The 19,842-nt window shown below is 71.8% G+C and carries 16 protein-coding genes and 2 tRNA genes; 11 read left to right on the top strand and 7 right to left on the bottom strand.

What is annotated here, in order from left to right:
• Positions 1–146 precede the first annotated feature (146 nt).
• The 6 genes from hutH to ACQP2P_RS41235 are packed head-to-tail and all read right to left on the bottom strand — an operon-like array spanning position 147 to position 7,978.
• Positions 147–1,667, bottom strand: coding sequence for a histidine ammonia-lyase (gene hutH, locus ACQP2P_RS41260; protein WP_433610437.1), 1,521 nt, complete (start codon positions 1,665–1,667; stop codon positions 147–149).
• Complete coding sequence (gene hutI, locus ACQP2P_RS41255) at positions 1,664–2,833, bottom strand: imidazolonepropionase (protein WP_433610435.1); 1,170 nt, start codon at positions 2,831–2,833, stop codon at positions 1,664–1,666. Before hutI ends, hutH begins: the two co-directional genes overlap by 4 nt.
• A complete protein-coding gene (locus tag ACQP2P_RS41250) occupies positions 2,830–4,221 on the bottom strand; it encodes a formimidoylglutamate deiminase (RefSeq protein ID WP_433619490.1) in 1,392 nt (463 codons plus the stop codon). Before ACQP2P_RS41250 ends, hutI begins: the two co-directional genes overlap by 4 nt.
• Positions 4,218–5,423 carry an allantoate amidohydrolase gene (locus ACQP2P_RS41245; protein ID WP_433619488.1) on the bottom strand — a complete coding sequence of 402 codons (1,206 nt, stop codon included), beginning with the start codon at positions 5,421–5,423 and terminating at the stop codon, positions 4,218–4,220. The genes ACQP2P_RS41250 and ACQP2P_RS41245 overlap by 4 nt, the downstream gene beginning before the upstream one ends.
• The gene (gene hutU, locus ACQP2P_RS41240; protein ID WP_433610433.1) at positions 5,423–7,102 is read right to left on the bottom strand and encodes a urocanate hydratase; all 1,680 of its coding nucleotides are present in this window, start codon (positions 7,100–7,102) and stop codon (positions 5,423–5,425) included. Before hutU ends, ACQP2P_RS41245 begins: the two co-directional genes overlap by 1 nt.
• Positions 7,103–7,114: 12 nt before the next feature.
• A complete protein-coding gene (locus ACQP2P_RS41235) occupies positions 7,115–7,978 on the bottom strand; it encodes a MurR/RpiR family transcriptional regulator (RefSeq protein ID WP_433610431.1) in 864 nt (287 codons plus the stop codon).
• Between the two features lie 95 nt (positions 7,979–8,073).
• On the opposite strand from ACQP2P_RS41235, the gene ACQP2P_RS41230 reads away from it, so the two are divergent.
• From ACQP2P_RS41230 to ACQP2P_RS41200, 7 genes are all read left to right on the top strand, one after another.
• A complete protein-coding gene (locus tag ACQP2P_RS41230) occupies positions 8,074–8,874 on the top strand; it encodes an MOSC domain-containing protein (protein WP_433610429.1) in 801 nt (266 codons plus the stop codon).
• Positions 8,875–9,210: 336 nt separating this feature from the next.
• Positions 9,211–9,915: a hypothetical protein gene (locus tag ACQP2P_RS41225; RefSeq protein ID WP_433610427.1), complete on the top strand. Its 705-nt coding sequence runs from the start codon at positions 9,211–9,213 to the stop codon at positions 9,913–9,915.
• A 323-nt stretch (positions 9,916–10,238) separates the two neighbouring features.
• Positions 10,239–11,801 (top strand): circularly permuted type 2 ATP-grasp protein, encoded by a 1,563-nt coding sequence (locus tag ACQP2P_RS41220; protein WP_433610425.1) that lies wholly within the window; start codon positions 10,239–10,241, stop codon positions 11,799–11,801.
• 12 nt (positions 11,802–11,813) lie between these two features.
• Positions 11,814–12,761 (top strand): alpha-E domain-containing protein, encoded by a 948-nt coding sequence (locus ACQP2P_RS41215; protein WP_433610423.1) that lies wholly within the window; start codon positions 11,814–11,816, stop codon positions 12,759–12,761.
• The gene (locus tag ACQP2P_RS41210) at positions 12,758–13,597 is read left to right on the top strand and encodes a transglutaminase family protein (RefSeq protein ID WP_433610421.1); all 840 of its coding nucleotides are present in this window, start codon (positions 12,758–12,760) and stop codon (positions 13,595–13,597) included. The genes ACQP2P_RS41215 and ACQP2P_RS41210 overlap by 4 nt, the downstream gene beginning before the upstream one ends.
• A gap of 23 nt (positions 13,598–13,620) precedes the next feature.
• Positions 13,621–13,693 (top strand) — tRNA-Leu (locus ACQP2P_RS41205).
• A 95-nt stretch (positions 13,694–13,788) separates the two neighbouring features.
• Positions 13,789–14,523, top strand: coding sequence for a hypothetical protein (locus ACQP2P_RS41200; RefSeq protein WP_433610419.1), 735 nt, complete (start codon positions 13,789–13,791; stop codon positions 14,521–14,523).
• 572 nt (positions 14,524–15,095) lie between these two features.
• On the opposite strand, the gene bcp is transcribed toward ACQP2P_RS41200, so the two are convergent.
• Complete coding sequence (gene bcp / locus ACQP2P_RS41195; protein ID WP_433610417.1) at positions 15,096–15,569, bottom strand: thioredoxin-dependent thiol peroxidase; 474 nt, start codon at positions 15,567–15,569, stop codon at positions 15,096–15,098.
• Positions 15,570–15,716: 147 nt separating this feature from the next.
• On the opposite strand from bcp, the gene ACQP2P_RS41190 reads away from it, so the two are divergent.
• From ACQP2P_RS41190 to ACQP2P_RS41175, 4 genes are all read left to right on the top strand, one after another.
• Positions 15,717–17,459 carry a copper resistance CopC/CopD family protein gene (locus tag ACQP2P_RS41190; protein WP_433610415.1) on the top strand — a complete coding sequence of 581 codons (1,743 nt, stop codon included), beginning with the start codon at positions 15,717–15,719 and terminating at the stop codon, positions 17,457–17,459.
• A gap of 106 nt (positions 17,460–17,565) precedes the next feature.
• Positions 17,566–18,951, top strand: coding sequence for a hypothetical protein (locus ACQP2P_RS41185; RefSeq protein WP_433610413.1), 1,386 nt, complete (start codon positions 17,566–17,568; stop codon positions 18,949–18,951).
• A gap of 85 nt (positions 18,952–19,036) precedes the next feature.
• On the top strand, positions 19,037–19,675 hold the full coding sequence (orn, locus tag ACQP2P_RS41180; RefSeq protein WP_433610411.1) for an oligoribonuclease: 639 nt from the start codon (positions 19,037–19,039) through the stop codon (positions 19,673–19,675).
• Positions 19,676–19,728: 53 nt separating this feature from the next.
• A tRNA-His gene (locus ACQP2P_RS41175) sits at positions 19,729–19,804 on the top strand.
• The last annotated feature ends 38 nt before the right edge of the window (positions 19,805–19,842 follow it).

The following is a 19,842-nucleotide window of genomic DNA, read 5'->3' as shown; positions in this document are numbered from 1 at the left end:
TTCGCCTGCTCCGGCCGCCGTCTGTCAGCGCTGCAACACCCGCTGACCGGCGGCGGTCGGCTCAGGCCCGGGTTTTCTCGGTTCGCCTGCTCCGGCCGCCGCTGTGCTCCCTCGCTGCTGCTCGCCGGCTTGGGCTCTCGTTCCCCTCAGGCGAGCGGCCCCGCCACTTCCTCGATCTCCTTGCGCAGCTCCCGCGACCAGACCAGCCCGCGAGCCGCCTCCATCACCGGCGCGAGGAACACATCCGGCCCCGGCCCGCCCGCGAACCGCTCCACCATCGCCACCGCGCGCTCCCCGGCCGGCGAGGGCCGCAGCGGAGCCCGCAGCTGGATCCCGCGCACCGCCGAGATCAACTCGACCGCCAGGATGCTGCAGAGGTTGTCGAGAACGGTCCGCAGCTTCCGCGTCGCCGCCCACCCCATCGACACGTGGTCCTCCTGCATGCCCGACGTCGGCAAGGAGTCCACGCTCGCGGGCGCCGCCAGCCGCCGGTTCTCCGCGACGATCCCCGCCGCCGTGTACTGCGCGATCATCAGCCCCGAGTTCACCCCCGCATCCGGGGTCAGGAACGGCGGCAGGTCCCGCGACCGGGTGACGTCGAGCAGCCGGTCCACCCGCCGCTCCGCGATCGCCCCGACCTCCGCCGCTGCGATCGCGAGAAAGTCCGCCGCGAACCCGAGCGGCGCCCCGTGGAAGTTCCCCGTCGACTCGACCCGCCCGTCGGTGAGCACCACCGGGTTGTCCACGATCGAGCGCAGCTCCCGCCCCGCGACGGTCGTCGCGAACTCGAGCGTGTCCCGCGCCGCCCCGGCCACCTGCGGCGCGCACCGCATCGAGTACGCGTCCTGCACCGCATGCACCAGGTCGTCCCGGTGCGAGTCCATGATCGGCGAGCCCTGCAGGAGCCGGTGGATGTTCGCCGCCGAGGCCGCCTGCCCCGGGTGCGGCCGGATCGTGTGCAGCTCCGGCATGAACGGCCGATCGGAGCCGAGCATCGCCTCGATCGACAGCGCCGCGGTGATGTCCGCCATCGTGAACAGGTGCCGCGAGTCCTCGATGGCCATGATCAGCATGCCGAGCATGCCGTCGGTGCCGTTGATGAGCGCCAGCCCCTCCTTCGAGGACAGCGCGATCGGCGACACTCCGGCATCGAGCGCGCTGAGCCGGGTGCCGTCCTTCGCCAGCACCCACCCCTCGCCGATCAGCACCAGCGCACAGTGGGCCAGCGGCGCCAGGTCCCCGGACGCGCCGAGCGACCCGTGCTCCGGCACCCACGGCGTGATGTCGGCGTTGAGCAGTTCCACGAGCGCCTGCGCGACCTCGGGCCGCACCCCGGAGCGCCCCATCGCCAGGGAGCGGATCCGCAGGAGCATCATCGCTCGTACGACCTCCCGCGGCATCGGCGCCCCGACGCCCGCCGCGTGCGAGCGGATCAGCGCGTGCTGCAGCTCCGCCCGGCGCTCGGGTGCGATGAACGTGTTGGCGAGCGCCCCGAACCCGGTCGACACCCCGTACACCGGGCGCCCGTCCCGCTCGATCGCATCCACGATGGACCGGCTCGCGCGCATGGCGTCGAGCGCGTCCGGCGCGAGGGTCACCCGCGCGTTGCCCCGGGCGACCGCGATCAGGTCGTCGGGGGTGATGCCAGAGGCGGTGATGGTGATCAAACCAGCTCCCCATTGAGCACGACGTTGGTGGTCAGCGGCACCCCGGGCCGGTAGGCCAGGTGCACGTACGAGGGGGCGTCCAGCACGACGAGGTCGCCGCGCGCCCCGTACGTCAGCCGCCCGATGTCATCCCGGCGCAGCGCCGCCGCCCCGCCCCGCGTCGCCGCGAGCACGGCCTCGGCCGGCGTCATCGCCATCTCCCGCACCGCGAGCGCGATGCAGAACGGCATCGACGTGGTGTACGACGACCCCGGATTGCAGTCCGTCGCCAGCGCGACCGTGGCCCCCGCGTCCAGCAGCGCCCGGGCCGGCGGATACGGCGACCGCGTCGAGAACTCCGCCCCCGGCAGCAGCGTGGCGACCGTGCTCGACCCGGCGAGCGCCGCGATGTCCGCCGCGGTCAGGTGCGTGCAGTGATCCGCCGACGCCGCGTTCAGCTCCACCGCGAGCCGCACCCCGGGCCCCTCCGACAGCTGGTTCGCGTGGACCCGCACACCCATCCCCGCGTCGGCGCCGACGGTCAGGATGGCCCGCGAGTGATCCGCGTCGAACGCACCCCGCTCGCAGAACACGTCGATCCACCGCGCCCCGGCCCCGTGCGCCGCGGTGAGCATCGGCCCGCAGACGAGGCTCACATAGTCGTCCGTCCGCTCCGCATATTCCGACGGCACCACATGCGCCCCGAGGAACGTCGTCTCGGTGCTGAACTCCCGCGCGATCCGCAGCGACCGAGCCTCATCGGCGACGCTCAGCCCATATCCGGACTTGATCTCCATCGTCGTCGTGCCCTGCCGCAGCGCCTCATGCCGCAGCCGCGCCACGTTCGCCCGCAGCTGCTCGTCATCGGCGGCCCGGGTCGCCCCGACGGTCGTGCGAATCCCCCCGCCCGTGTACGGCTGCCCCGCCATCCGCGCCGCGAACTCCGCCGCCCGATCGCCGCCGAACACCAGGTGCGAGTGGCTGTCGACGAACCCGGGCAGCACCGCGGCCCCGTTCGCGTCGAGCCGCATGTCGGCCGCCGGCGTTTCCCCGGCCCGCCCGATCCACTCGACCCGCCGGCCGTCGATGACGAGCGCGGCGTCGCGCCGGATCCCGAGCGGTCCCTCACCCCAGTTCGGGTCGCCCGTGACGAGCTCCCCGATGTTGGTGACCAGCAGCGACCTCATCGCGCCGCCGCCCCGACGCGCCCGCTGTCCACGGCCTCACGCGCTCCGGCGGGGCCGCTCGCACCGGCCGAGATCATCTCCAGCGCCTCCCGCAGCGCCGCCCCGACGTCCGGCACCGCGATGTGCAACCCGTCACGCACGACGACCCGCCCGTCGACCACCACGTGCCGCACGTCGGCCGCCGTGGCCGCGAACCCGATCGCCGCCGGATCGCAGCCCGCCGTCCGCGGCGAGTCGAGCGCCACGGTGACCAGGTCCGCCCGGCCGCCGACGGCGATGGAGCCGGCGTGCGACCAGCCGAGCGCCGCGTGCCCGGCGGCCGTGGCCGCGGTCATCAGCTCGGCGCCCGTGAAGTGCCCGCGACGCTCAGTGTGGAGCCGCTCGTGCATCTCGACCCCGCGCGCCTCCTCGAACAGATCGATCACCGCGTGGCTGTCGCTGCCCAGGCTGAGCGGGCTGCCCGCGTCGACCAGCGCCCGCGCGTGCCCGATGCCGTCGGCGAGATCCCGCTCGGTCGTCGGGCAGAAGCACACCCCGGTGCCGCTGTCGCCGAGCTCGGTCCGGTCCGTGTCGGTCAGGTGCGTGGCGTGCACGGCCGTCACCCGCCCGCCGAGCAGTCCGCGATCGGCCAGCAGCTCCGTCGGTGTGCGGCCGTGCACCGCGAGGCAGGCCTCGTTCTCCGCGCGCTGCTCCGAGAGGTGTATGTGCGTCGGCAGGCCATCGGTGCGCGCCACGAACGCCGTCAGCACCTCCGCCGGCACGGCCCGCACACTGTGCGCCGCCGCCCCGATCCGCGCGTGGGGCCGGGGCCGGAGCCGATCCAGCCGGTTCGACCAGGCCTCGATCGACCCGTCACCGAACCGGAGCTGTACCCCCTCCAGCGCCCGCCCGTCGACCCCCGCCGTCAGATACAGCGTGTCGAGCAGCGTGATCCTGATCCCCGCATCGGCCGCCGCGGCGATGAGTGCCTCGCCCATCGCGTTGGGGTCCGCATACTTCACCCCGCCCGGCCCGTGGTGCAGATAGTGGAACTCGCCGACGCAGGTGATCCCGGCCCGCGCCATCTCGGCGTACACCGCCATCGCCAGCGCGTGATACGAGTCCGGGTCGAGCGCGCCCGCCACCGCGTACATCTGCTCGCGCCAGGTCCAGAACGTGCCCCGCCCCCGCTGTGTCCGGCCCCGCAGCGCCCGGTGGAACGCGTGGGAGTGCGCGTTGGCCAGGCCCGGCAGCGTCAGCCCCGGCAGCCGCACCGCGCCGGCGGCCCCGGCCGCGTCGACCGGCGTCTCCGGCCGAACCGCGACGAACCGGCCGCCCGCGATCTCGACCACCACGTCGTCGGCGACGCCGGACGGCAGCCAGGCGTGTTGGCAGTGGTACCGCATCACTGACATAGCCGAGCCAAGAGATCGGTGAGCTTCTCCACCCCGGCGGCGCAGTCGGCATCGCTGGCCGATTCCTGCGGCGCGTGCGAGATGCCCGTCGGGTTCCTCACGAACAACATCGCCGTGTCGACATGAGCGGACAACACGCCCGCGTCGTGCCCGGCACCGGTCGGCAGCACGGGCGCCTGAAGCTCGAGGGCGGCGAGCTTGCTGACGTCCCCCGTGAACCCGACCTCACCGGTGACCGACTCCGCGGCCATCGTGACGTGCGTGCCGTCGAGCCGAGCCCGCTGCTCCGCCCGCTGGTGAATGGCCTCGACGAGCTTCTGCAGCGTCTCGCCGTCCGCCGCCCGGGCGTCGAGCCAGGCGGAGGCGCTGGCCGCGATGGCGTTGGTGGCGTTCGGCGCGACCTCGACCCGCCCGACGGTCGCGTGTGCGCCGTGGGTCCGGGCGGCCTCGTCGGTCGCCAGCACCGTGAAAGCGAGGGTGAGCATCGGGTCGTGCCGGTCCGACATGCGGGTCGTGCCGGCGTGGTTGCCCTCGCCGGTGAAGTCGAAGCGATACCGCCCATGCGGCCAGATCGCACTCGCGACCCCGACCGGGGCGTTGAGGTGGTCGAGGGCTCGCCCCTGCTCGACGTGAAGCTCGACGAACGCCCCGATGCGCGCCAGACGCTCCGGGTCGGGGCCGAGCCGATCCGGGTCGAGCCCGGCCCGCCCGATCGCGTCCGCGAGCCGGGCGCCCTCCCGGTCCCGCAGCCGCAGCGCCTTCGCGGGATCGAACGCTCCGGTCATCAGCCGCGAGCCGAGGCACGGCACCCCGAACCGCGCCCCCTCCTCCTCGGTGAACACCACGACCGCCACGGGCCGCGCCGGCTTCACGCCCCGCTCCCGGAGCCGGTCGATGGCGAGCAGCCCCGACACGACGCCCAACGGCCCGTCGTAGGCGCCGCCATGCGGGACGGAGTCGAGATGGCTGCCGGTGACAACGGCGCCCTCCTGGTCCGGCTCGCCCCACCAGGCCCACAGGTTGCCGTTGCGGTCGATCTCAACCTCGAGGTCGCGGTCCAGCGCCTCCTCGACGAACCACTCGCGGCAGACCAGGTCGGTGTCGGTCCACGAGTGACGGACATATCCGCCGTCCTCGCCGGCCCGCCCGATCGGGCTCAGCGATCCCCACAGCGCGGCGAACCGGTCGGCGCTCATCATGCCCGCTCACCGGCCTCTTCGCCGTCGGCCGTCGTCTCCCGCATCGGCACCCGGAGCCCGTTGGACTCGGCGACCTCCACCGCGTCCTCGTACCCGGCGTCCACGTGCCGCAGCACGCCCATCGCGGGGTCGTTGCCGAGCACCCGCGCCAGCTTCTGCGCCGCGAGCTCGGTGCCGTCGGCGACCGAGACCTGCCCGGCGTGGATGGAGCGGCCGATCCCGACGCCGCCGCCGTGGTGGATCGACACCCAGGAGGCGCCCGAGGCCGTGTTCACCAGCGCGTTGAGTAGCGGCCAGTCCGCGATCGCGTCCGAGCCGTCACGCATCGCCTCGGTCTCCCGGTACGGCGAGGCGACGGAGCCGGTGTCGAGGTGGTCGCGCCCGATGACGATCGGGGCCTCCAGCGTGCCGTCGGCGACCATCTCGTTGAACCGGAGTCCGGCCCGGTCACGTTCGCCCTGGCCGAGCCAGCAGATGCGGGCCGGCAGACCCTGGAACGCCACCCGCTCCTGCGCCATCTTGATCCAGCGGTGCAGCGAGGCGTTCTCCGGGAAGAGGTCGAGGATCGCCTGGTCGGTGGCGGCGATGTCGGCGGGGTTGCCCGACAGTGCGGCCCAGCGGAAGGGGCCCTTGCCCTGGCAGAAGAGCGGCCGGATGTACGCCGGGACGAACCCCGGAAACGCGAACGCCCGATCGAATCCGCCCAGTTGCGCCTCGCCCCGGATCGAGTTGCCGTAGTCGAACACCTCGGCGCCGCGGTCGAGGAATCCGACCATCGCCTCCACGTGCCGCGCCATCGAGTGGCGGGCCCGGTCGGTGAACTCCTCGGGCTTCTTGGCCGCGTAGTCCGCCGCGTCCTCGGGGTCGATGCCGCTCGGGATGTAGGAGAGCGGGTCGTGCGCCGACGTCTGGTCGGTCACGATGTCGACCGGGACCCCCATCCGCAGCAGTTCGGGAAGCAGCAGTGCGGCATTGCCCACGATTCCCACCGAGAGCGGCTTGCGCGCGATCTGGGCCTCGGCCGCGGCCCGGACCCCGGCCTCCAACGAGTCGGCGATGACGTCGAGGTAGCGGGTGGCGACCCGGCGTTCGAGCCGGGTGCGATCGACGTCGATGATCAGGCAGACGCCCCCGTTCATGGTGACCGCGAGCGGCTGGGCACCGCCCATCCCGCCGCACCCCGCGGTGACCGTGAGCGTGCCGGCCAGCGTCCCGCCGAACCGCTTCTCCGCCACCGCCGCGAACGTCTCGTAGGTGCCCTGGAGGATGCCTTGCGTGCCGATGTAGATCCAGGACCCGGCGGTCATCTGCCCGTACATCGTGAGGCCCAGCGCCTCCAGCCGCCGGAACTCCGGCCAGTTGGCCCAGTCGCCGACAAGGTTGGAGTTGGCGATCAGGACCCGCGGCGCCCACTCGTGCGTCTGCAGCACCCCGACGGGCCGGCCGGACTGCACCAGCATCGTCTCGTCGGGCCCCAGGGTCGTCAGCGTGCGGACCAGCGCTCGGTAGGACGGCCAGTCCCGTGCGGCCTTGCCCGTGCCGCCGTAGACCACCAAATCCTGGGGGCGTTCCGCGACGTCAGGATCGAGGTTGTTCATGAGCATGCGAAGGGCGGCTTCTTGTTGCCATCCTCGCGCCGTCAACTGGGTGCCCCGAGGGGCACGGACTGCTTCCATGATTCTCCTCGGTTAGGGCAGGAATACCTGACGAGTGGCGGCGGAGCGCTCGAACGCCTCGAGCCGTTCCTGGGTTTCGGCCGGTGCGGAGTCGCACATCGCCTGGAGCAGGATCGTCACCATCGCCATCGGCGCGGTGTGCATGTCGAAGACCAGGCGGGAGCCCACCGGCGCGGTGAGCACCACGTCCGACTCGGCGGCCGCCGGGCTGACCGGTGAGTCCGTCACGGTGACGACACGAAGACCCGCGGCCCGCGCTTCCCGGAGCGCGTCGACCGCCTCGCGCGGATATCGGGGCAGCACAAACGCCAGCATCGCAACTGCACCGGCCGCGCGCGCCTGTTCCAGACGATCCGCGAGCAGGCTGCCTTGCTCCTGCACAAACCGTACATCCGGATGGACCTTGGCCGCGAAGTAGGCAAACGCTCCCGCGATCGCCGCGGCCGCCCGCAGGCCGAGGACCGGCAGTGGGCGGCTCGCCATCAGTAACTGCCCTGCCTCGTGCAGCGGCCCGGGGTCCTTGAGCATGGCGGAGAGCTGCTGCAGGTTGGTGATCTCGTCGCCGAGTGCCTGCTCGAACTGGCTGGCCGCGGCCGACTCGTCGGCACCGTCCACTGTGGATGAGCCGTGCCGGTAGCCGTCGATCGTGACGCGCAGTTGGTCGCGGAGCGCGGGATAGCCCTCGAACCCCAGCGCCGTTGCGAACCGGGTCACCGACGGCTGACTCACGCCCGCAAGGGTCGCCAGGTCGCCGCTGGAGAGATAACCGGCCTGCCCGGCGTGCTCGACCAGGATGCGCGCGATGCGCCGCTGGACTGGCGTGAGCCGCTGTCCGTCGAAGAGGTCGAGTATCCGCTGGCGCGGGGTGGAAGTCATGGGGTCAATGTAAGTCGGCTTTCAGGCTTGCGTCAAGTGCATGAGGTCATTCAGAATGTTGGCAGGAGGAGGGATGACCATGCGACTCTCTGAGCGTGCGGCTGAGTTACCTCGCGACCTATCCGATCAAGAGCTGCTACCGCGTCGAGGCGGAAAGCGCGGAAGTCGAGCCCTGGGGGCTCGCCGGCGACCGCCGCTGGATCGTCGTCGACGAGGCGGCCAAGCTGATCACCCAACGGGACTGGCCGTCGCTGGGTCGGGTCCGCCCGCGGTACAACGGCCTCGGGCTGGTGCTGGAGGCGGAGGGGGCGGAGCCGCTCGCGGTGCCGTACCCGTCGGCCGAGACATCCGACATCAAGCACTTCCACATGTGGATCGCCGCGACGTCCGCGGGGGACGTCGCGAACCGCTGGGTGTCGCAGGTGATCGGCCGGCCGGCCCGCCTGTTCCACCTCGACGATCCGGCCCGGCGGCCGGTCGACCCGGCGTACGGGACGCCGGACGATCGGGTCAGCTTCGCCGACGGATACCCGCTCCTGCTGGCCAACGAGGCCTCGCTGCGGGCGGTCAACGACTGGCTGGCCGAGGAGGGGGACGAGCCCATCGCGATGACGCGGTTCCGGCCCAACGTCGTCGTCTCCGGCGCCCCGGCCTGGGCGGAGGACGACTGGATCGGCCGCCGAATCGTCATCGGCGAGGTCACCTTCCGTGTGCCGAAGGCGTGCGAACGGTGCGTGCTGACCACCATCGACCCCGAGACGGGGGAGAAGGGGCGGCAGCCGCTGCGAGTGCTGGCCAAGCACCGGCGGTTCCCGACTGGGCTGCTGTTCGCTGTCAACCTCATCCCGGACATGCGCGGGAGAATCGCGATCGGCGACAAGATCGCGGTCGTCTGACGGCGCCGGGCGGCCGGGCCGCGCTGGCGGTGAGGCGACGACGGCAACCAATTGCAGGCGGGTGTCGTTCACCGGCCGCTGCGGTTCTCGTCGTTCGCTGCGGCTCGGAGCATCCGGGGCAGCGCTGATCGGCGAGTCGGGGGACGTCCGCTCGCGGCGCCCGGCCCGGGCGGTTCGTGAGGTCCGTGCGCCGACGGCGGGTGCGAGGCGTGTGGAAGTAGCCGGTGGCGGAGGTGATGCGTGGGATTCGGACACTGACGACGAGAGCACGCCGGACGGCGAGGCGAAAGTGGCATAACGCGTCGCGGGGTGCTGCTGGCGGGACATGATCAAGGCGTGACGCCCGGGCGGGTGCGGCCCCATCTTGCCGAGATCCTCGATCGCACGCATCACGTCGTCGTGACGTTCAGCGTGCTCGGGAACCTGCTGCCCGAGCCGGAGGCGGTGGCGTGGCAGGTCGGCGAGATGCTGCGGGAGGCCGGGCATCGGATGTCGATCCTGGGCGGCACGAGTGACAACCCGTTCGAGGTGCTGGCCGAGGCGTACGAGGTGTCGGAGGAGGTGGGGCGCAGGGCCGAGCAGCTGATCCACGACGCTGAGGTCGACGCGGCGGACTGGGTGCCGGTGACCACGGGATCGGCCGAGTTGCTCGAGGCGTGCCGGGCGACCGGGCGGTCGGTCGCCGTGTACGCGCCGCACAGCGAGTCGGCGGTTGGGCGGTACCTGCACCGGCTCGGGCTGCGCGGGCTCGTCGGGCCGGCGCTGGGGCGGGGGTTCGCGATGCGGAATCCGGCGATCCGGACGATGGCGCCGGTGCTCGAGGCGATCGGGGTTCAGGCGCAGGATGCGGCGGTGGTGTGCGCGACGTTCTCGGCGATGTCGGCGACGCAGCGGGCGGGGGCGCATGCGATCGGGGTGGAGCGGATTCGGGAGCCGCGGAAGATGCTGCACGGAGGGGAGGGGCGCAATGCGGTGGTGCGGTCGTTGATGGCGCTGGCTGAGGCGATGAAGGAGGTCGGGTCGCCGCGGGGTCTGTCGTAGCGGCGCTCGGGCCACCGGGATGGCGACCGTCGTAGAGGGGCGCAACGCGGTGTGCGGTCGTTGATGGCGCTGGCTGAGGCGATGAAGGAGGTCGGGTCGCCGCGGGATCTGTCGTAGCGGCGCTCGGGGCCACCGGGACGGCGACCGTCGTAGAGGGGCGCCCAGGAACGTTGGCTGTGGCACCGGGGCGGCGGGGGCCGTTCGATCGTCGAGCTGCCGTACGGGTGCCTGCGCGAAGCATCGAAGCGGGGCTATCGATGCAAGATCAGTAGTCAAAACACATCGGTAATGTGAGTGAAACGGTTCGTGCCTAGGCTCCGTTCATGGCGGACATCTTCGATGAGTACTCGATGTCCGGGGCCATGTTCGAGGCGTGGGACGAGATGTTCGAACGCCCCGGGCAGCCGCGGTCGCCCTATCGGTCGTTGTTTGCCGCGCTCCAGCCCCTCGCCCCCGCTGACCTGCGGTTTCGGGCCGATCAGCTCGCTCGGGTGTTCACCGATCGCGGGGTCACGTTCGCGTACGCCGGGGAGGAGCGGCCGTTCCCGCTCGACCTCATTCCGCGCATCCTCGACGCCGCGGAGTGGGATCTTCTCACCGCCGCGGTGCAGCAGCGGGTCAAGGCGCTCGAGGCGTTTCTGGCCGACATCTACGGGGCCGGACGCGTGTTCGCCGATGGGGTCGTGCCGCGGAAGCTGATCACGACGAGTGCGCACTTTCATCGGCAGGCGTACGGCATCGAGCCGCCCAACGGCGTGCGGGTGCACATCAGCGGCGTCGACCTGGTGCGGGACGAGCAGGGGCATTTCCGGGTGCTGGAGGACAACCTCCGCATTCCGTCGGGAGTGTCGTACGTGATCGAGAACCGGCGGGCGCTCACGCACACGATGCCGGCGCTGTTCGCCGATGCGCGCGTGCGGCCCGTCGACGACTATCCGGCTCGGCTCCTCGCGGCGCTGCGGGCCGCGGCGCCCGAAGGGGTCGACGATCCGACCGTCGTGGTGCTGACGCCCGGGGTCTACAACGCCGCCTACTTCGAGCACGCGCTGCTCGCGCGGCTCATGGGCGTCGAGCTCGTCGAGGGGCGCGACCTCGTGTGCAGCGGCAATCGGGTGCGGATGCGCACCACGCAGGGCGAGCGGCCGGTGCACGTCGTCTACCGGCGCGTCGACGACGACTTCATCGATCCGCTGCACTTCCGGCCGGACTCGGTGATCGGGTGCCCGGGGATCGTGAACGCGGCGCGGGCGGGGCAGGTCACGCTCGCCAACGCGGTGGGCAACGGGGTCGCCGACGACAAGCTGCTGTACACGTACGTGCCCGACCTGATCCGCTACTACCTCGCCGAGGAGCCGCTGATCGACAACGTGGAGACGTACCGGCTCGACGACCGCGACCCCGAGGTGCTCCACGATGTGCTCGGCCGGCTCGACCAGCTCGTGCTCAAGCCGGTCGACGGCGCCGGGGGCAAGGGGATCGTGATCGGGCCGCAGGCCTCCGAGGAGACCCTGGCCAGGCTGCGGCGGGCGGTCGAGCAGGACCCGCGCGGCTGGATCGCGCAGTGGCCCGTCGCGCTGTCCACGTCGCCGACGCTGCTCGGGGACCGGGTCGCGCCGCGCCACATCGACCTGCGGCCGTTCGCGGTCAACGACGGCAACGAGATCTGGCTGCTGCCCGGCGGGCTGACCCGCGTCGCGCTGCCCGAGGGGGCGCTCGTGGTCAACTCCAGCCAGGGCGGCGGCTCCAAGGACACCTGGGTGCTGGCCCACCCGGGCGATCCGGCGCCGCCACCGCAGCCGCGGGTCGCCGCCGAGCCCCGCGACACCGGCGGGAGCCCGCGCGACAGCGGGCCCGCGGCCGCCCAGATGGCCGGACAGCAGCAGTAGGGAGGAGGGCAGATGCTCAGTCGCATCGCGGAGTCGCTGTTCTGGATCGGCCGGTACATCGAGCGCGCCGACGACACCGCGCGCATCCTCGACGCCTTCCTCGGCCGGCTGATCGAGGACCCGTGGGCCGACGAGGACGCGGCCTGCCGCACGCTCATGTCGATCCTCGGCGCCCCCGCGCCGCAGGACCGCCGGCTCACCACCGGCGACGTGCTGGAGCTGCTCGCGTTCGACGCCGAGGACCCGAGCGCGATCTCCGGCGCGATCGTGGCGGCCCGCGACAACGCGCGGGGCGTGCGCGAGACGATCTCCAGCGAGATGTGGGAATGCCTCAACGTCACCTGGCACACGCTGGCGTCGCGCCGGGTGGCGGCCGAGCGGCTCGGGCCGACGGTCTTCCTCAGCTACGTGCGCGAGCGGGCGGCCGTGCTCGCCGGGCTCGCCGAGTCCACGATGAGCCGCGACGACGGCTGGCGGTTCCTGGTCCTCGGGCGCAGCCTGGAGCGGGTCGACATGACCGCGCGGCTGCTGTCGATCCAGACCAACACGCCCGACGAGGTGACCGGCTGGCGCACGGTGCTGCGCTCGTGTGGCGCCGACGAGGCGTTCCTGCGCACCCACGGCGGCACGTTCGACCCGCAGCGGGTCACCGAGTTCCTGCTCCTGGACCGGCTGTTCCCCCGGTCCGCCCTGCATGCCCTGGGCACCGCCGAGCAGTGCCTCGTCGACCTGGCCCCCACGACGGAACGCGCGGGCGTGACCGACGCCGCGCGCCGGCCGATCGGGCAGATCCGCACGCGGCTGGAGTACGCCGACACGACCATGCTGCTGGCCGAGCTCCCGCAGCACCTGCGCGCGCTGCAGCAGACCTGCGCGACGGCGAGCGCGGCGATCACGGCCCGGTACTTCCCGCAGTCCACGCCCGTCACGTGGGGCACAGTCGCTTGGGGTGGCTCATGAACTGGCGCCTGAAGATCCGGCACGTCACCGGCTACAAGTACGCCGGCACGGTCTCGGCCTCCTACAACGAGGCGCGGCTGACCCCGCTGACCCTGCCGTGGCAGACGACGCTCTTCAGCCAGGTCGAGGTCACGCCGGGGGCGACCACGTACCGCTACCACGACTACTGGGCCACCCAGGTCACCGCGTTCGATCTGCACCGCCCGCACCAGCAGCTGCGCGTCGTCTCCAGCAGCCTGGTCGAGGTGTCGCCGCCCCCGGCGCCCGCGACCTCGCTCGGCTGGTCCGACCTCGGCACCGACCTGGTGCTCGACGCGCACGCCGAGTTCCTCGCGCACTCGCGGCTCACCGCGGTCGCCCCGGCCCTCGCCGCCGAGGTCTGGGCCGCGTGCGGCGGCTCCCCGGGCGACGCCGCCGAGGCCGTCTGTCACTGGGTGCGGGATCAGGTGTCGTACGTCCCGGGCTCGACCGGCGTGCAGACCAGCGCCCAGGAGGCGTGGGACCTGCGCCAGGGGGTCTGCCAGGACATCGCGCACCTGACCGTGGGCCTGCTGCGGGCCCGGGGGATTCCCGCGCGCTACGTCTCCGGCTACCTGCACCCCAAGGTCGAGGCCGAGGTCGGCGAGACGGTCGCCGGGCAGAGCCACGCCTGGGTCGAGTGGTGGGCGGGGGAGTGGACCGGGTTCGACCCGACCAACGGCGTGCCCGTCGGGCCGCGGCATGTGGTGGTCGCCCGCGGCCGCGACTACGACGACGTGCCGCCGCTGCGCGGGGTGTACCACGGCGCGCCGAGCAAGCACCTGGGCGTCACGGTGGAGATCACACGCCTGGCGTGAGTATTGTGTCTCTGCGTTACGCGGGGGCCGTAGCCCAATGGCAGAGGCACACGGTTTAGGTCCGTGCCAGTGTGAGTTCGACTCTCACCGGCCCCACCGCCTTGAGTGCTTCCTGCGCGCGCCATGCTCCGGCTGCGCCGCCGTTTATCGGTACTGCAACCTTTTTTCGGCCTCGTACACTCGGGCGCATCATGACGAAGCTGAATCAGATCATCGCGGTCGAGAAGGGCGTGAAGTCCCGCTCGTTCCAGGAGCTCACCGAGGCCCACCACGTTCTGCAGAAGCCGGCGCTGCTGGCCGGCATCTCCCGCACCTATCGCCCGAAGGACGAGGAGGGCGAGCAGCTCCCGCCCGAGTCCACCCGGGTGCAGGTCAAGGCCGAGGAGGTGCTCCGCCAGACCGGCACGATCCTCACCCGCCTGTTCGACGTCACCGCCACCAAGGACTGGACGAACTGCGTCGCGCGCGCGGACGTCTCGGTCGACGGCCAGGTCCTCCTGCGCGAGGTTCCGGTGTCGTACCTGCTCTTCCTGGAGAAGCAGCTCGCCGACCTCCTGACCTTCGTGCGCAAGCTGCCGATCCTCGACGCCGCGGAGACGTGGGTCTACGACGCCTCGGCCGACACGTACGCGACCGAGCCGACGCAGACCACCCGCACGAAGAAGATCCCGCGCAACCACGTCAAGGCCGAGGCGACGGAGAAGCATCCGGCGCAGGTCGAGGTCTACTACGAGGACGTGGTCATCGGCTACTGGAAGACCGTCAAGTTCTCCGGTGCCCTGCCGGCCAAGCGCGTGAACGAGCTCGTCGAGCGCGTCGAGAAGCTGCAGGCCGCGGTGAAGTTCGCCCGCGAGGAGGCCAACGGCGTGCAGGTCGTGGAGCAGGAGACCGGCGAGAAGGTCTTCCGCTACCTGTTCGGCGCCTGACCGCGCGGCGGGGCGGAAATCGCGTTTCGCCGATCGGTGCCGAGCGACTACGATCGGCGGTGCGCAAGGAGCGCAGGCTGAACCTGAGGCTCAGTTTGACAGGTGCGCGCGGTGTCAACGTGGAGGTTCGATTCCTCCCGCCGTCACGACTCGAGACGGCGTAGCCCAACGGTAGAGGCGGCCGCGGGAGCCGAAACACAAACTCAACTTCTCGCTCCAGTCTGAGCATCCGCCGCCGAACGCCGGATCAACCGAACGGGACGCCAGTCGTCGAGGTTGCGGGTTCAACTCCCGCTCGGTCCTCTCCATGGGCCGATAGCTCAATCGAAGAGCGCGACGTCATAATCTGATCTTCGTTCTTCAAACGTCGCCGGTGTGCGCAATTGGGCGGCAAGCCGAAGCCCGGTGGATGGATACTCCACCGGGCTTCACCAATTCCCGCCGCCTGCCGGGCCGGTAGCAAAGTGCGCAGACCATGACTCGGGTCCGTGTCAGCGGCGGACCGTTGCTCCCGCCAGACACCGCTTGGCGCTGCGCGCCGTCGCTGCCAGGTCCGTGGCGCAAGAACGCAGTCAGTCCAGACCGAGGTCTTTGCGCAGCTTGGCGACGTGGCCGGTGGCGCGCACGTTATACATGGCGCGCTCGACGAGGCCCTTCTCGTCGATCACGAAGGTGGAGCGGATCACGCCGAGGACGGTGCGGCCGTAGTTCTGCTTCTCGCCGTAGGCCCCGTAGGCGCGCAGGATCGCGCGGTCGGGGTCGGAGACCAGCGGGAACGTGATCGCGTCGCGCTCGCGGAACTTGGCCAGCTTCGCGGGGGCGTCGGGCGAGATGCCCACGACCTCGTAGCCGGCGGCCTGCAGTGACGCAAGGTTGTCGCGGAAGTCGCACGCCTGCTTGGTGCAGCCGGGCGTCATGGCGGCCGGGTAGGCGTAGAGGACGACCTTGCGGCCGCGGAGGTCGGCCAGCGACAGGGGCTCGTCCCGGTCCGTCTGCAGCGTGAACTCGGGGGCGGTGTCACCCGGCTCGAGGCGCGTCGTCGTCATGCCCCGACTGTAGCTCCCGGGTACGACAAAAATCCGCCGCGACGAGGTCGACACACGTCGCTACGCAACGTCATGAGGGAGCCGTCGGGAACTTTTCGCCGCCGCCCCGCGACCAACTCGAAATGACCGGCGCGAAATCATGAACCCATGACCCGACGCAGATGGTCCGTCCCCCTGGCGATGCTCCTCGGCGCCCTGGCCATCCTCGTGCTGCCCGCCGCGCCCGCCAGCGCGCACGCGGAACTGGAGAAGACCGCGCCGGTCGCCGGCACGGTGCTCAACGACATGCCCGGCGAGGTGACGCTGACCTTCAGCGAGCAGGTCCGGCTCGTCGCGGACAAGATCAAGGTCGTCGCGCCGGACGGCGGCCGGGCCGACACGGGCAAGCCCGTCGTGCGCGACCAGGAGCTCGTCATCCCGCTCAAGCCCGGCGGTGCGAAGGGCACCTACCTGGTCAGCTACCGGGTCATCTCGGCCGACAGCCACCCGGTCAGCGGCGGCTACAGCTTCTCCTACGGCCAGCCGTCGGCCACCCCGAACCCCGACGACGCCGGCTCCGGCGTGCAGACCGACGCCGTGGTCAAGAACGCCATGTCGGTCGCGCGCTTCCTCGGCTTCGCGGGCCTCGTGCTGCTGGTCGGACCCGCGCTCATCCTGTTCGCGCTGTGGCCGCGCCGGCTGTCCACGCGCGACCCGGGCCGCCTCGCGCTGACCGGCGCCGGAGTGCTCGGGGTGAGCACGATCCTGGAGTTGTACGTCCAGATCCCGTACACCGCGGGCACCACGCTCTTCGACATCACCGGCGCGGCCGCGAGCGAGGTGATGGGCACCCCGTTCGGCGCCGCGCACCTGGTCCGGCTCGGCGCCGTGCTCGCGACCGCGATCCTGCTGCGCCCCGTGATCGCCGGGCGGGCCGGGAAGTTCGACCAGACCATGCTCGTGATCCTCGGCGTCGTCGGGCTCGCGACCTGGCCGATCTCGGGCCACCCGAGCGCCTCGCCGGTCCCGACGCTGACCGTGGTCGCCGACGCCGCCCACCTCGCGGCCATGTCCGTCTGGCTGGGCGGGCTCGTCATGCTCTTCGGCTTCCTGCTGCGCCGCGCGAACGCCCGCGAGCTGAGTGCGATCGTGCCGGTGTGGTCCGGGTGGGCGCTCTTCGCCATCACGGTGCTCGTGCTCGCGGGCACCGCGCAGGCCCTCGTGGAGATCGGGACCCTCGACGCGCTCACCGGCACGACGTACGGCCAGATCGTCATCGCCAAGGTCGCGCTGCTCGCCGTCGTGGTGGCGGTCGCGGCGTATTCGCGGCGCCTGACCAGCCGCCGCTTCGCCCCGGCCACCCCCGCCGTGCCGGACGATCCGGAGGACGACGACGAGCCGGTGGACGACGAGCAGCCGGTGGCGGAGCAGCCGGTGACGGAGGCGCCGGTGATCGAGGAGTGCGACCGGCGCCGGCTGCGCACCGCGGTCATCGCCGAGGTCGCGATCGCCGTGGTGGTGCTCGCCCTGACCTCCGTGCTGGTCCAGACGAGCCCGGCCCGCGCCGGGCAGAGCGACACCCCGCCGGGCCCCTTCGACACGGTGGTCTCCACGAACCTGCTCAAGATCCAGGTCGACATCTCCCCGGCGACCGTCGGCATGAACTCCGTGCATCTGTACGCGGTCAAGCCCGACGGCTCCGGCCCCCAGACGGTCGTCGAGTGGAAGGCGACGGCGGCGCTGCCGTCCAAGGGCATCGAGCCGCTGACCGTGCCGACGCTCGCGGTGAGCGACGACCACGCGATCGGCCAGGTCTCGCTGGTGTCCGCGGGCACCTGGGAGTTCAAGTTCACGGCCCGGGTGGACGACCTGAACCAGAGCACGGTGACGGTCCAGGTCCCGGTCAAATAGCGCGAAAACCGCGACATTCTGCGGTTTTCAGACGATACGTGCAGTGTGCGCCCGAATTGCCGGTAATGTCGGGAGTGTAACGCCGGGGGGAAGAGGGGCCGCTGCCATGGTCGTGCGTCTGGTTCGGGCGGGTGTCGGCGCGCTGCTGCTGCTCATCGCGGTGCCGCTGGCTCTCGCCGGTGGCGGACTCCTGCTCGCCATGGAGCATCGGGCCGCCGACGACACGTTCTCGGCGCGACTGGAGCGGGTCCGTGCCGACGGCACCGCCGTCGTCGTGCCCGACGTCGACGCGCTCCTGCGAGCCGACGCGCCGTTCGCGCGGGGTGGGCAGACCACGCTCAGCCTGTCGGCGGTCGGCTCCGGCGGCCCGCTCTTCATCGGGCTCGCGCCCACCGCGGACGTCAAGCGCTACCTCGACGGCCGGGCCCACACGAGCCTGACCCACGTCCGCCTCGCCCGCGGCCCGCTGCCGGTCGAGCTGACCGCCGAGCCCGCGAACCGCACCGCGAACCAGGCGGCCGCCCGCAACGACCCCGCCGACCTCGCCGGCGCCGCGAACCAGGCCGCCAACCAGGCCGCGAACCAGGCGGCCAACCAGGCCGCGAACCAGGCGGCCAACCAGGCGGCGGACCCGGCCGCGGCGAACCCTGACGCGGCGAACCCGGACGGGGCGAACCTGGCCGCGACGAACCCTGACGCGGCGAACCCGGCCGCGGCAAACGCGCCCGCGAACGACCCGGAGGCGAAGCGCCCGGCCCAGGAGAAGTTCTGGATCGCCCGCAGCGAGCAGCGCGCCGGCGAGGCCCGGCTCACCTGGTCGTCCTCGGCCCTGCGGGGCAAGCACCTCGCGCTCGTCGTGATGCGCGCCGACGGCCGGGCCGGCATCGACGCCGCGATCACCGCCCGCCTCGCCCCCGCCTGGCTCGGCCCCACCACCGGCGGCCTGCTCATGCTCGGCGGCGCCCTGTTCTTCCTCGCCCTGATCACGCTCGCCTGGCCCCCGGCCCGCCCGGCGCTGCAGGCCGCCGCCCCGGCCCCCGCCCCGGAGCCGCTCCCGATCCCTGCGCAGACCGCGCCGAAGGAGTCCGAGGGGCCCAAGGAGCCGAAGGCGGAGGAGCAGCAGCAGGCGGATGGGCAGACGGAGCAGCAGGCCGAGGGTCAGCAGGCCGAGGGTCAGCAGGCCGAGGAGCAGCAGACCGAGGCCGAAGCCGAGGCTCCCGGAACGGCGAACGAGCGCGTCATGGCCACCCTCGCCGACGTCCTCAAGGCCGCCGACGCGGATGCGACACCCCCGGCGAAGCCCGAGAAGCCGGCCCTGGAGGAGTGTGAGCTCGACCGCCCCGCCCCCGAGGACGCCGCGCTCGAGATCGACCTCCCGCCGCTGCCGGCGATGCCCAACATCGAGCTGCAGTTCACGTGGGCCCCGCTGGAGGTCGGCGACGAGCCCGCCGAGAAGGCCGAGAAGCCCGCCGAGTCGGTCGCCATGCCGTGACGCGCGCCACATCGGAGCCCGGCTTTGGTAACGACATGGCGCAGTATGAGTGGTTGCCCGCACCGAGGAGCGAGAAGTCGGCCGAATGAACACTAGGCTGTCCAGTGTGGGTGATCTTTTGGTCTGGATCGACTGTGAGATGACGGGGCTCGATCTGGGGAAGGACGCGCTGATCGAAGTCGCGGCGCTGGTGACCGACCCCGATCTCAACGTGCTCGGCGAGGGCGTCGACGTGGTGATCCACGCCGACGACGCGGCGCTGGGCGGGATGCTCGAGGTCGTGCGCGACATGCACGCCAAGTCGGGCCTCACCGAGGCGGTGCGCGCCTCCACGGTGACGGTGGCCGAGGCCGAGGACCTCATCATGTCCTACATCACCGAGCACGTCCGCGACCCGCGCACGGCCCCGCTGTGCGGCAACTCGATCGCGACCGACCGCGGCTTCCTGGCGAGGGACATGCCGCGCCTCGACCACCACCTGCACTACCGGATGATCGACGTCTCCTCGATCAAGGAGCTGTGCCGGCGCTGGTATCCGCGCGTGTACTTCGGCCAGCCCCCGAAGGGCCTCGCCCACCGGGCCCTCGCCGACATCCGCGAGAGCATCCGCGAGCTGGAGTACTACCGCCGAACCCTCTTCGTGCCGCTGCCTGGCCCCGACGTCGAGACCGCCAAGGGGATCGCCGCCGAGTTGAGCCGGGAAGGCGACACGAACGCGTCATAACCCTGTCGACGAATCCCGTCCCGCATGCCCTACTATAAGCGGGCGAGTTCATGGTGGCTGTAGCTCAGTTGGCAGAGCACCGGGTTGTGGTCCCGGGTGTCGTGGGTTCAAATCCCATCAGTCACCCCACATGAAAGCGGCCCCCGTCCGAGGACGGGGGCCGCTTT

The organism is Dactylosporangium sp. CA-139114 (genome assembly GCF_050955725.1).
Lineage (GTDB): Bacteria > Actinomycetota > Actinomycetes > Mycobacteriales > Micromonosporaceae > Dactylosporangium.
This window is presented reverse-complemented; position numbering and strand designations above follow the sequence as displayed.

Bases quoted from the DNA above. Each gene is read 5' to 3' on its own strand.
- hutI (WP_433610435.1), bottom strand. From the start codon at position 2,833: ATGAGGTCGCTGCTGGTCACCAACATCGGGGAGCTCGTCACGGGCGAC.
- ACQP2P_RS41245 (WP_433619488.1), bottom strand. From the start codon at position 5,423: ATGAGCGCCGACCGGTTCGCCGCGCTGTGGGGATCGCTGAGCCCGATC.
- hutU (WP_433610433.1), bottom strand. From the start codon at position 7,102: ATGGAAGCAGTCCGTGCCCCTCGGGGCACCCAGTTGACGGCGCGAGGA.
- ACQP2P_RS41235 (WP_433610431.1), bottom strand. From the start codon at position 7,978: ATGACTTCCACCCCGCGCCAGCGGATACTCGACCTCTTCGACGGACAG.
- ACQP2P_RS41220 (WP_433610425.1), top strand. From the start codon at position 10,239: ATGGCGGACATCTTCGATGAGTACTCGATGTCCGGGGCCATGTTCGAG.
- ACQP2P_RS41215 (WP_433610423.1), top strand. From the start codon at position 11,814: ATGCTCAGTCGCATCGCGGAGTCGCTGTTCTGGATCGGCCGGTACATC.
- ACQP2P_RS41210 (WP_433610421.1), top strand. From the start codon at position 12,758: ATGAACTGGCGCCTGAAGATCCGGCACGTCACCGGCTACAAGTACGCC.
- ACQP2P_RS41200 (WP_433610419.1), top strand. From the start codon at position 13,789: ATGACGAAGCTGAATCAGATCATCGCGGTCGAGAAGGGCGTGAAGTCC.
- bcp (WP_433610417.1), bottom strand. From the start codon at position 15,569: ATGACGACGACGCGCCTCGAGCCGGGTGACACCGCCCCCGAGTTCACG.
- ACQP2P_RS41190 (WP_433610415.1), top strand. From the start codon at position 15,717: ATGACCCGACGCAGATGGTCCGTCCCCCTGGCGATGCTCCTCGGCGCC.
- ACQP2P_RS41185 (WP_433610413.1), top strand. From the start codon at position 17,566: ATGGTCGTGCGTCTGGTTCGGGCGGGTGTCGGCGCGCTGCTGCTGCTC.
- orn (WP_433610411.1), top strand. From the start codon at position 19,037: ATGAACACTAGGCTGTCCAGTGTGGGTGATCTTTTGGTCTGGATCGAC.